The sequence below is a fragment of the Lunatibacter salilacus genome (assembly GCF_009797935.1).
Taxonomy (GTDB): Bacteria; Bacteroidota; Bacteroidia; order Cytophagales; family Cyclobacteriaceae; genus Lunatibacter; species Lunatibacter salilacus.
Map to the genome: position 1 here is coordinate 444910 of NZ_VOLC01000001.1, position 13307 is coordinate 458216.

The following is a 13307-nucleotide window of genomic DNA, read 5'->3' on the forward strand; positions in this document are numbered from 1 at the left end:
TAAATGCAACCTTAATTTTCTATTTCTATCTTCCCTGAGCTGACTTCCCCGCGGATAGTATTTGATGCGCCGTTGTTGATGATAAGCGAACCTGATGCTTGCTGACTGCCAACTCGGGCTATTCCGCTTCCCGTAGTAATGTTGAAGTTAAAATTACTTAGATTGCTTAGCGTCTGAATATAAATAGATCCTGATGACACTTTTAGGGATGTTTCGGCTCCCAACCCTGAATTAGTTGCAAATAACTGTCCTGAAGTCAGATGCGTTTTACCAAGAAACCTGACATTGTTCATTTCTATTTTTCCGGAACTGATAGTGGCATTAACCACTCCGTTGATACCATTAAATTTCAATTCTCCACTGGAACCGTCGGCATCGATATTTCCGTCAATTCCTGAAAACTCCATTTTTCCAGAAGAAACTACGGCATTCAGTTTGCCGGTTAGATCCTCCGCTTTGACCAATCCAGAAGATGAACTTAAGAAAATGTTGGTAGCGGATATGTTTTTTGCAAAAATAGAACCTGAAGCAACCGTCATGTTCGTTTCGGTGGAAACCACATTTTGGACAGACAAACTACCAGACCCTGATTCAAGATCCAACAATATGTTTCTGGGGCCTTTCAGCAAAATTGTGCCCTCCCCTTTGAGGTTTCCGGAAATACCTTTGCTTGTTTTAACCTCTATTTTCAGCGTTTCCCCATCTACATTGTAAATGATTTCATACCTTTTATCGGAATTTGATCTCAAGACGGCATCCATGGACACATCCTGCATGCCACTTTCTCCGATATACTCCACTTCCAGAAAACCACCATCGACTTCAATTTTCTTGATTCCTGAAAATTCTTCATTGATTTCAGAAACAACTGAGAGATTGTCGTCGAGACATCCTGTAAGGAGCATCGCTGTTACTATCACCAGTAAGCGCAGTTGGTTAAAGAATTTTGGGTAAGAATTCATATGCTCACTAACGACTAATTTTTGTTGGGTCTTCATTATGTTATGTGGATTGTTTTAAGATATCAAAAAGCCTCCAAGCGAATGGAATGCCAAAATTTATGAATATGATCTCTTCTAGAAAAAAATTTTGACGATCAGAAAAAAGGATAGCTCCTTCACGTGCGCAACAGTTTGCAGTTCAGGTTTCATGGTCATCCAGTTTTGAATTAGCGAATTGACTTTATTACACTATGACTTCGCACGAAATTCCAAGATGTTTCTAGTTTTGTCAGGTTTCCATTTATAGAAAAAAAACAGCCAAGAAAAATATTCTTGGCTGCCTATACATCTTGAAAACTAGATCAAATATTTACACATACTTTGGTGACGGGATATCATATTCCGCATTCCGAGGATCAAACAGCAGACGGTTGGCCTCTACGGAATGGTCTCCGACAAAATGCTCCGCCTCTCCGTCAAATTCCAGCCAAGGTCCGACTATATAGTCCGCTTTATCTTCCGGCACTCCCATTCCATCTCTAGCGATGGTGTGAATTTTCATAAATTCTTCATACGCAAGCTTATTGTCCCCAAAACTTCCTGCTTTGGAATTAAAAGGCACCTTTTCTCCAAGTCTGTAAGAAATATTCATCAAATGGCCCAAGGTACAGCTATAATGGGCATCGTACATATTTCCATTAGCCATCATGGGATCCCCGGCTTTGCAGGCCGCAACAAAGCTTCCATAAGGTCCCCCGGGAGTTATTTTAACATCTTTAACCGTCACATTTCTGGGTTGGCTTCCATTATGGGAATGGTATTCTCCGTCTATCAGTTTTCCACCATCTTCGAAGTAAAAGCGGTTTGTCACCTCGTTGACATAGCCCTCATGGTTAACATTCCGTACATTGAAAAATACCTGCTGCCCGTTGGCAAATTCCGCAATGGCAAACATGGTATTGGGAGTTTCACCCTGGTCGTCCCACAAAAATCTTCCTCCCATAGCCATTACCCGCTTGGGGTGGGTATTTGCTACTTCCGGATCGAGTGCCCAATAGGCCACATCCAGTTGATGTGTTCCTTGATTGTTCAGTTCCCCATTACCCACCTGCCAGTTCCAATGCCAGTTGTAGTGGACGAGGTTTTCGTTAAACTTATCGATTACAGCAGGTCCTTTCCACAAGTTCCAGTCCAGGTTGCTTGGATGTGACGTATAGGGTTTATGACCAATACCCGCTCTAGGTTTACAGGCAAAACCGTGGGAAACCACCATTTTTCCATATTTACCGGAACGGATGTCGCTAATTTGTTTTGCCCATTTATCGTCACTGCGCCGTTGGGCTCCATGTTGAATAACTACCCCATACTTTTGCTGGGCAGCCAATGCAACTCTGCCTTCATAGACGTCGTGGCTGGCGGGTTTTTCGACATAACAGTGCTTTCCAGCTTGTGCCGCCCAGATTACCATTAGGGAGTGCCAGTGGTTGGGTGTGGCCACGCTGATGGCATCAATATTTTTATCCTCTAACACCCTACGAACGTCAGCTTCCCCCCTTGCTCGGGAGTGAACTCCACCACCTTCTTTTAAAGTTTGTAGTCGCTCAGCAAGGACCCTGGAATCGGGATCAACTAAACAGGCAATTTCCACATCTTCCAACGAGGTAAAACCACCAATATGCGATTTTCCTCTGCCATTTAAGCCGCAAACGGCAATGCGGAGCCGGTCATTGGCACCCATGATGGATGCATAGGATTTGGCACTGAAGCCCATAGCACCTATACTGATACCGGCAGTACCTAAAATTGATTTTTTCAAAAAGGATCTTCTTTCACTCACGATAGTCGGGTTTATTGTTTGTATTAGAATGGGTTATAAATAAAAGATAAAATATGCATAGTGACAACTTTTTACTCAAATTGTATGAGAAAAGTATATCAACAAGAAATTTCCGTTTTCTAAAGAAGGAAAATTTGCGAAACAACAAACTTATTTTAATTTGCGGATTGCAGGTAAGTACAGGACAGTTGATCCCATGAATATAAATATTGTTGTAGGAATAATAAATTTCTGAACGTGTTTACTAATTACTTATTATTATAAGAATAGTACCATCAGGAATTGAAAAGGTTTATTTTTCAAATTAAGTTTCGATAATATGTCAAATAAAAGAACTTTACAATTTGAAACCGGAATGCCTCCACTAGGAATTTCGGCCAATTCGAATGAAAGTCAATATGTTATTTGGGTCGAATTTCTTGGAGGAAGTAATAAAGCTCTTTCTCAGTTATATGGCATCTACTCAAAAATACTCTTCGTGTACGGACGCCAATTCACCCATTGTGACGAACAAATATATGATACGGTTCAGGATGTCTTCATTTATTTGACAGAAGCCAGAGAAAAGCTTTCTATAGCCAAATCCGTTAAGCAATATCTTTTTGCAGTATTTAGGCGCATGTTACTGCAGGCTTTAGAGAAAGAGCGAATGTTGGTTTCAGGAAAAGAAAATGACTATGAAGGCTTTCAGATTATCATGAACGATGAATTCTTTGCAGTCAACAAAAATCTTGATTTCCATCAGAAAAAAATGATAGAAAATGCATGCAACCAGCTGCCTGTTAGACAAAGAGAAATGTTGATTCTTCGGTTTTTTGAAGGAATGAGCTATTCTGAAATTGCGGATACTATGGGACTAGCCAATTCTAAGACAGTAAGGACAATGATGTACAGGTCATACCATAGGCTATCTGACATTCTTTCACCTCATAAAGAAGATTTAACCACTATCATTCTAGCCATCTCATACGTAAAATTATAATTTGGTTTCATTCAATTAGACCTTGTTGATCTTTCATTCTCATCAAAAAAGGCAAAATGCCTTACTGCTGAACCCTAAATTACAAAAATAATTTTTATTTGGTTTTTGAGGAATTTTTTATTAAAATATTTTATTTTTCAAAATGAGATGCTCAAAATCAGAATATTAAATTGAATTTTTGGAAAAAAAGATAATTTTAATTTCAATTTAAATAGTATTTAATATTTTCTACCAAAATTTTATGAATTTTTTAGTGGTTGTTTTTTACAAAATCTGCACTATTAATTTATAAATAACATCATATCCCCACAGCATGGAGTTTGAACCAAAATCTGTTATAGATTTTTTCGAGAACGAATATTTTATTTATTGGCTGACATCTCCTGACAAAGATTCCGACCGCTATTGGATGGAATGGATGGCAAATAATCCATCAAAGGTAGAAATGCTCAGTAACGCCCAGGAGATGGCGAAGGGATTTCGATTGGCTAATGAACCAGAGATTAACCAAGAGTTATCTAATAAAATCCTAAACAACATTTTGATTCATTTTCAAAATAAAAAAAACTTAATCACACCTAGACACCAAGAGCCAGAAACAACTGGTCAACGTTCGATTTCGGACAGGCCATTTTGGATTTTAGTAGCTGCATGTATTACACTATTAGTCATTTTGTTTAGACCCTTCTGGATAGAAGAAAACTATATAGAGGAAGAAAATATCGAGGAGATAACATGGCAAGTTAAAAAGACATCGCCAGGAATTAAATCCACCTTTTTTTTACCAGATGGAACCATGGTAAAGCTTAATTCATCAAGTGAACTTTCATTTCCATCAGCTTTTTCTGACACCTTAAGATCTGTGATTCTCTCTGGACAAGCGTATTTTGAAGTTCAGAAAGATGAAAATGCTCCATTTATCGTGTCCACAGATAACTTGGAAATAAAAGTATTAGGTACCTCCTTTGACGTGAAATCATATCCGAGAATAAAACAAAAAAATGTGGTGGTATTAACGGGAGAGGTATCTGTAAGCAACGAAGAAGGCAATATACTACATGTGTTACCATCAGAAATGCTACTTTATAATCACGGGAATAAAGGCCTCTCTAAGAAAAAAGTGGATCTGGAAAGATACACTGGATGGAAGGACGGGGTGATTATTTTTAAGGAACAAAAGTATGAAGAAGTTTTTGAGATTTTGAGCGAATGGTATGGAGTAAATATTTCAGTCGAAAAAGGAATTGCTTGGCAAGGAACTTTCAGTGGCAGATATGAAAATGAAACATTGGAGAATATCCTACTTGGAATATCCTATACCAAAAATTTCAAGTTCAAAATTAACAATAAGAATATAAACATTTACCAAACCAATTAACCATGACAAACAATAAGATACCCAAAAAAACAATCTCCTTCAATTTTTGCATGAGATGTCGGAATTTTAAATTATTTCATCCATCCTTTTTTATAGCAAAATGAAAAAATATCTACCAAACTACTGCAGATCAGTATGCTTTCTTTTATTTGCGACTCATATGTCTCCAATTTCACTTTATGCTGAACAATATGCATTGAGAAGTGACGTCGTGCAGAAAAAAAGCTTTTCAGAAAAAACTGAGGTTATGGAAATTCGGATTTCCATACAGACAAACAATCAACCCCCTCTGAATGTGTTGAAAGAGATATCTGACAAATCTGGGGTTTCTTTCGCTTTTGAAGACCAGTTGGACGAACGATTAGAGCCCATATCAATTAATTTCAGAAATCGGCCTCTACTTGAAATTTTGGAAAAGTTGTCCCGGGATTATGGCTTGAAATTCAGACAAGTGAACAATACTATTCATGTTGCCATTAAGGATAGTTCTCTTTCCCAGGTAAAAGATGATCCTGAAATTGAAAAAAATGTAACCGGAAAAGTAGTTGGTGATGATGGGGAAAGTATTCCAGGGGTTAATATTAGGGTAAGGAATACTACAATTGGAACTGTTACCGATATTGATGGGAATTATACCATTCTAGTGCCAAATGATGAAGCAATACTAGTCTTTTCGTTCATTGGGTTTGTTACGCAGGAACAAAGTGTCGGGAATAGGACAATTGTAAACATAACACTATCAACGGATATGGCTGCTTTGGATGAAGTGGTTGTTGTTGGATTTGGTACCCAGAAAAAGGAAAGTGTGGTTGGTGCGATGAGTTCTGTCAACCCTTCAGAATTGCGAGTTCCATCCAGCAACCTAACTACCTCTCTTGCGGGAAGGGTATCAGGTGTAGTTGCCTATCAAACAAGCGGGGAACCGGGATTGGATAATGCCCAATTCTTTGTTCGTGGAGTAGCTTCATTCAACGACCAAAATGGTCCCCTGATCCTTATTGACGGGGTCGAGCTTACTGCAGACGACCTTGCCCGATTACAACCGGACGATATTGAAAGTTTTGCCGTATTGAAAGATCCTTCTACAACCGGAATTTATGGCGCAAGAGGAGCAAACGGAATTATCTTGGTAACTACTAAATCCGGAGCAGAAGGGGAGGCCAAAGTCAGTTTAAGAATTGAGAACTCCTTTAGTCAACCTACCCAAATGATCCAACTTGCGGATGCGGTGACCCATATGCGACTTCAAAATGAGGCCGACAGAACTAGAGGAAATTTCACCACTTTTACAGAGGAGCAAATAGCAGGCACACTCAGAGGGGGCGATCCAAATATTTACCCAGCTACTAATTGGAATGAGGCTTTATTTAAGGATGTAGCCATGACCCACCGGGCCAATCTAAACGTTACTGGGGGAGGTCAAAAAGTCAGGTATTATGTTGCAGGATCGTTCAGTCAGGATAATGGTTTGCTTAAGGTGGATAGAAATAACAATTTCACAAATGGAATTAATCTGAAAAGATACCTGATCAGGTCCAACATAAATATTGACTTGCATCAAAATAGTGAGATGATTGTCAGGCTCCATTCGACGATGGATGATTATCGCGGCCCACTTCAAGGAGGCAATGCAATATATAATACTGCAGTAAGAACTAGTCCTGTTAGATTTCCCGCTGTTTATGAACCTGACGCAGCATTAACAGGTGTTCCACACATTCTTTACGGTAATGGGATGCCTCCACGAGGGTCATCTTTCGGAGGTGATAATTCTCCAGTACCAGTGTGGTTCAACCCTTATGCAGAATTACAGAGAGGTTATATGGACACTCGAAGACAACTTTCGTTGGTACAGCTAGAATTTAAACAAAATTTAAGTGGGATTACTCCTGGCTTGACTGCAAGGTTTTTGGGAAACACCAATACTACCTCCTATTTCGAAAATAGAAGAGGCTATTCACCATTCTTTTACCGAATGTTGTCATTTGACCCGGTATCTGAAGATTATACGCTAGTAAGGACCGCTGCCGCTTCAGGAGATGAAGCATTGCGCCTGCTTGGAGGAAATCGCGTAAACAATTCTGTAATTTATATGGAATCTGCTGTAGATTATAGCAGGGTATTTGGTAAGCATACCGTGAGTGGAATGAATGTGGTGATTGCGAGGGAGTTTTTGGATGGTAATGCGGAAAACGTGCAGTTATCCCTTCCCAGTCGGAACCTTGGAATTTCAGGGAGATACAATTACGACTACGACGATCGATATTTCTTGCAGTTTCTATTTGGGTACAATGGATCCGAACGATTTGCGAGAAATAATCGGTTTGGATTTTTTCCTTCCGTCGGAGCTAGTTGGCTTATCTCCAACGAAGAATTCTTGAAACACAACACCTCAGTAATAAGTCGTCTAAAACTTCGAGCTACCTATGGAACCGTCGGCAATGATCAAATCGGAAATACAAGACAAGATAGATTTTTTTACCTATCCGAAGTTAACTTAAATAGTGGAGCAAACAATGCCGTCTTTGGCACCGAATTGAATACCAACATACCGGGTGTATCCATTAGTCGATATGGCAACCCTCTAGTCACTTGGGAAAAATCAGTATCATCGAATTTGGGATTGGAGCTTAACCTATTAAATGATGCCATTCAATTGAGGGCGGATTATTTTAGAGAAACTAGATCTAACATTCTTCAAAATAGAGCTGATATTCCGAGTACGCTAGGACTTCAAGCCCCATTACAAACAAATGTTGGAGAGGTATTGGTTAAGGGTTTTGATGCTTCTTTAGATATTGATCACTACTTCAACAATGATTTTTGGGTAATTCTACGGGGAACATTTATTTATTCCAATAACCAATATCTGGCGTTTGAAGAGCCCAATTATACTGCAATTAATGCTCCTTGGAGATCCATGATCGGTAACAATGTAAGTGTATCCCAAGGTTATATCGCCGAGAGATTGTTTGTAGATGACGAAGAAGCAATTAATTCCCCACTGCAATTTGGCGTACCGGGGGTAGATTATGGTGGTGGGGATATAAAATATTTGGATCTTAACGGTGACGGAGTTATTACTGAGCTGGATAGGGCTCCAATTGGTAATCCAACAGTCCCAAAAATCACCTATGGCTATGGCTTTTCATCCGGATACAAAAGATTTGACATAAATGTGTTCTTTCAAGGATTGGCTGGAGTTTCATTCTTTATTAATCCAGTGAGAACTGGTCCCTTTATCAATTCTGTACAAGGTGCGGGTGCTGACGGAGATATTCCATTAGTAAGGGATGAGTTAGGAAACAATTTTGGAAATGGCTTACTGAGCGAAAACGGACTGCTTCAGGCCTATGCAGACAGCCATTGGTCAGAAGAAAACAGAGACATATATGCTATCTGGCCACGACTATCAACGGAAATCATCCGAAACAATGTTCAAACAAGCACTTGGTGGCTTAGAAACGGCTCATTTTTAAGATTAAAGCAGGTAGAATTGGGATATAGTCTTTTACAGAAAAATCAAAAATTATGGGGGATGAACACTTTGCGGATATACGCTACAGGAACCAATTTAATGACATGGAGCAAGTTTAAGACTTGGGACCCTGAGCTTGGTGGATTAGGATTAAATTATCCCTTACAAAGGGTTATCAACCTTGGAATTCATGTAGGCTTTTGATTCAAATGATATGAAAAAGACACTAATAAAGTTGAGCATTGGATTACTTTTAGTTTTTTCATCCGCTTCATGTGGTGATTTTCTAGATGTTATTCCTGATAATATAGCTGTGATTGAAGATGCATTTCAAACACGGGAAAGCACTTTAAGATTCTTGGCAACCCTATATGCCTATTTACCTCCATATAATGGTACATCCAATCCGGCATTGGTGGCAGGTGACGAAGTGTTTGTAAATGACAATGTATCTAGGACATGGGCTGGTAGAAGAATCAATAGAGGTGGGCAAAATGTAGTTGATCCGGCTTTGGGTTATTGGGGAAATAATGGAACAGTCAGAAATTTGTTCGTTGCTCTGCGTGATTGCAATATTCTATTGGAAAATTTGGATAGGCCTTTCAACCTGACAGATTCAGAGAGAACCATTTGGGCAGCCGAGGCTAAGTTCCTAAAAGCATATTTTCATTTTTACCTAATGAGGATGTACGGTCCCATACCAGTGATCCGTGAAAATATTGAAGTAAGCAGTGGGGCTGAGGCAGTCAGGGTAAAAAGAGAACCGATTGATGACGTGGTAAATTATATCGTGGAGATATTGGACGAAGCCATTCCCAATTTACCCTTGGTAATAGAAGATCGTGCGCTAGAGCTGGGAAGGGGAACTGCTGTCGCCGCTGCCATGCTAAAAGCACAAGTTCTTGTAACAGCAGCAAGCCCGCTTTTTAATGGAAATACCGACTACGCGAATTTTGTAGATAAAGAGGGTAACCCGCTATTCAACATCACGTCCGATAATTCCAAATGGGACCTTGCCTCAGTGGCCTGCAAAGAAGCAATAGATATCGCACATCAGGCAGGACATTTATTATATACCTTCCCCAACGCCCCACTTTCTTGGTCTGATACTACGGTTAGAAAACTAAGTGTTCGAGGCAGTATTACTGAAAGATGGAATGAGGAGATAATCTGGGCAAGTGGCACCAGTGCAGTCGGTGGTCTTCAGGGACTTTCACAAGCAAAGATTGCAATTGGATTAACTGCTGAAAACAGGGAAAGCACTCAATCATATTGGGGACCACCTCTGCATGTCGCAGAACAATTTTATTCTGAAAATGGTGTCCCAATCAACGAAGACAAAGATTTTGACTATGGAAATCGGTACGCAGTTACTACTGCAGGTCCAGACCACCGTCATTATGTTAGAACCGGCTTTCAGACTGCTAAACTAAATCTAAACAGGGAGTTACGCTATTATGCCTCTTTGGGATTTGATGGTGGCGTTTGGTTTGGCCACGGAGTAACCAATGACCTCAATGCGTTAGTCGTTGAAGGTAAACGGGGGCAAAGGGCAGGCAGACTGGACGAAACGAGGTACACCCAATCAGGTTATTGGGCAAAAAAGCTAGTTTATTATCAAAACGTTCAACAAACCTCTACGAATAGTTATTCTATTAGGTCTTACCCATTTCCATTAATGAGGCTTGGCGACTTATACTTGCTATATGCAGAAGCCTTAAATGAATCCTCAGGTCCAACTGCCGCATATGAATGGATAGATAAAGTTCGAGAAAGAGCCGGCCTCAATGGGGTTCTCGAATCGTGGAGCGCTCATTCCAACAACCCGTCCAAACCGACTTCTCAGGAAGGTTTAAGACAGATCATTCATGATGAACGCATGATTGAACTTATTTTTGAAGGTCATCGGTTCTGGGACCTACGAAGATGGAAAAAATCTATTGACTTTCTTAACAGGGATATTCAGGGATGGAATATAGAAGGGGATAATACCGAGACCTATTATAACGTAATCACCTATGGAAAGCATAATTTCCTCAATAGGGACTACCTCTGGCCCATTGCCGAATTTGATATTATTTCAAATAATAACCTGGTTCAAAATCCCGGTTGGTAAACATTAACTATTCTGCATTATGAAAAACTTAATTAAGAAGCTTATTGCTGGGGTATTACCATTCTTATTGATTTCCTGCGAAGAAGAATTGAACACCCCCCTAATTTTAGGTGGAGATGCGCCCGGTCTAGTACAAGAAGTCGAAGTTCAGAACTTAGCTGGTGGAGCCCGGATTACCTACAAAGTTCCAGCAGATGACAATGCATTGTTTGTAGAGGCCCAATATGTACTAGACAATGGACGCAAGATCAGCACTCGTTCCTCCATTTACAAAAATTTTATTGATATAGAGGGTCTTCGAGAAAGCAAATCCCAAGAAGTTCAATTAAGCACTGTAAGCCGGGGAAATGTGGCGTCGGAACCGATTTCAGTCTCTATATTTCCGGAAAGAGCACCCATTGATATTTTATTTGATTCATTTGATCTCACTGAAGATTTTGGTGGCGTGAGGCTTGTTTATAACAACGATTTAGAAGTCAAAGCAGAAATTCTTCTATATAAAGCTGATCAAAATGGAAACATGGTATATAATCAGTCTGCTTTTATTGCTGATGACCAAAGAAGCCATTTAACATTCCGAAATTTTCCTCCCAGCAGTTCGGGATTTGGGATTCGGGCTATTGACAGATGGGACAATATTACGGACATATTTGAATCCACAGTTGTTCCCTTAGAAGAGATTCAGCTAGACAGATCCCTATTTAGGGACATTTCTATGCAAGGAGATGCAGGATCCGCCTTCGGTTGGGTAAAAACCAATATGTGGAATGGCTCCATTGCCGGATCCGGATTTCATACTTCTCAGGATAATTTGGGGATTGTTTTTGCTCCGTATGATGAACCGTACCATGCATTCACAATAGACTTGGGGGTTGATGCCAAACTTAGCAGATTTAAGTTTTGGCAAAGACGAGATGGATGGGAATTCCGACATGGCAATCCCCGATATTTTGATCTTTGGGGGACAAATGAGCTACCTGCAGATAATGGCGAATCACTTGAGGGTTGGTTTAAGTTGATTGAAAATGGCGAAGTTATTAAACCTTCAGGAGGTCCGTTGGGAGTAAATAGTGCGGAAGATTTAGCCCAAGCTACCAATGGTGAGGAATTTGAGTGTAATATTGAAGTTCCTGCTGTCCGATACATCAGATTTGTTAATAAGGAGTCGTGGTCCGGCGCAAAGTTTATGCATGTGATGGAATTAGGTTTTTGGGGACAAATAGAAAATTAATAATATGAAATCAGATAGAAATAATAGCAAAAAGTTACTGTGGTTTGCTTTGTTGATTACAGGGTTTTCCTGCTCTTCTGACCTGCGAGATACCTATAAAGAATTTATCGTAGACGCCGGAAAAATATATATCGGAGCTCCTGATTCAGTGTTTGTTGAACAAGGTTTTAACAAGTTAAAATTCAATGTAGCCATTAATGCGGATCCAAAAATCTCTAAAGGAGTTCTTTCCAATTTGGAGGGTACAGTAGACCATGAATTTGATGTGGCAAGAACCAGAAGCGGAAATGACACTATTCATTTTGAACTAGCACTTGAAGAGGGAGAATATACCTTTCAAATGGTTCTTATGGACAACAAAGGAAACACCTCTGTCAAACGGGAATTTCCGGCAAGGGTCTTGGGAGAAAATTATAGAAACTCGTTACTATCCAGATCAATTGGACCATTGGTAGAGGTAGAGGACGGAATTCTGATTAATTGGACACCCGCAACTTCGAATATGGCGTATTCAGAAATTCAATATTTGGATGAATTTGGATTAGAGACGATTATGGAAATTGCAAACAATCAATCGTCAACACTGATTGATAATTATTTACTGGGAAGCACATTGGAAATAAGAAGCTACTATTTTCCAATTTTAGGAAAAATGGAGGTTTTCCAGTCAAACACCAGTGAGCTTAATTTGCCCTTAGACAGAATTGTGCCCAAAAGCCCAATGTCTTTTTTGCGCCTTCCCGGAGACGCTTCCGATGGGTGCTGGGGATCCGAATATTCCAAATTGTTGGATGGAACAACTTCCACTGGATTTTGGCATAGCTGTTCAGAGCCCAATGATCTATACCCATGGGTTATGAGCATTGATTTGGGTGCAGCAATAGAAACCACTCGTTTTAAAATCGATCAAAGACCTGAATGTTGCGGGGAGAGAGGTCCCCGCCACTTTCAGATCTGGGCGACGAATGAATTAGGAAGTAGTCCTACAGGAAATTTATCTGAATTGGGTCTGGAGGTTTGGGAAAATGACGCAGAATCCAAAGGGTGGGTGAAATTACTTGATGTGCAGGATAACACCGATCATTCTCCTACGGTAAATATACCTTCAAACGGAAGGACATACAAGTTCATCAGAATTGTTGGAATTTCATCAATCAGTGGGGAAACTGAAGCTAATTTCAATGAATTTACCTTCTGGGGCAAATAATTATTGATTTTAGCAAAAACAAACAAGGTCTGATTCTTTCCCTGAGGTGAGGAATCAGACCTTGTTAAACTCTAGGAGTTTAAACAAACCTTTTAAAATATGTTTTTCGAATTAATGGTTATAGGCCTTGTTAATGG

At 39.8% G+C, this 13307-nt stretch carries 8 protein-coding genes; 6 read left to right on the forward strand and 2 right to left on the reverse strand.

Translation table 11 applies throughout. From position 1 onward, the window contains the following. Positions 1–11 precede the first annotated feature (11 nt). Positions 12–998, reverse strand: a complete 987-nt coding sequence (locus FQ608_RS01835; protein WP_158856092.1) for a DUF4097 family beta strand repeat-containing protein — start codon at positions 996–998, stop codon at positions 12–14. Between the two features lie 313 nt (positions 999–1311). Further along, positions 1312–2778, reverse strand: a complete 1467-nt coding sequence (locus tag FQ608_RS01840) for a Gfo/Idh/MocA family protein (RefSeq protein ID WP_234364007.1) — start codon at positions 2776–2778, stop codon at positions 1312–1314. A 319-nt stretch (positions 2779–3097) separates the two neighbouring features. Between FQ608_RS01840 and FQ608_RS01845 the strand changes: the two genes are divergently transcribed. The 6 genes from FQ608_RS01845 (at position 3098) to FQ608_RS01870 (ending at position 13170) form a co-directional block, all read left to right on the forward strand. Beyond that, complete coding sequence (locus FQ608_RS01845; protein WP_158856093.1) at positions 3098–3760, forward strand: sigma-70 family RNA polymerase sigma factor; 663 nt, start codon at positions 3098–3100, stop codon at positions 3758–3760. Between the two features lie 313 nt (positions 3761–4073). Continuing rightward, the gene (locus FQ608_RS01850; RefSeq protein ID WP_158856094.1) at positions 4074–5138 is read left to right on the forward strand and encodes a FecR family protein; all 1065 of its coding nucleotides are present in this window, start codon (positions 4074–4076) and stop codon (positions 5136–5138) included. A gap of 160 nt (positions 5139–5298) precedes the next feature. Continuing rightward, on the forward strand, positions 5299–8820 hold the full coding sequence (locus FQ608_RS01855; protein WP_234364008.1) for a SusC/RagA family TonB-linked outer membrane protein: 3522 nt from the start codon (positions 5299–5301) through the stop codon (positions 8818–8820). 10 nt (positions 8821–8830) lie between these two features. Next, complete coding sequence (locus FQ608_RS01860) at positions 8831–10732, forward strand: RagB/SusD family nutrient uptake outer membrane protein (RefSeq protein ID WP_158856095.1); 1902 nt, start codon at positions 8831–8833, stop codon at positions 10730–10732. Positions 10733–10751: 19 nt separating this feature from the next. Beyond that, complete coding sequence (locus tag FQ608_RS01865; protein WP_158856096.1) at positions 10752–11963, forward strand: DUF5000 domain-containing lipoprotein; 1212 nt, start codon at positions 10752–10754, stop codon at positions 11961–11963. 4 nt (positions 11964–11967) lie between these two features. Beyond that, entirely contained in the window at positions 11968–13170 is a 1203-nt protein-coding gene (locus FQ608_RS01870; protein WP_158856097.1) for a DUF4998 domain-containing protein, read from the forward strand. Positions 13171–13307: the final 137 nt, after the last annotated feature.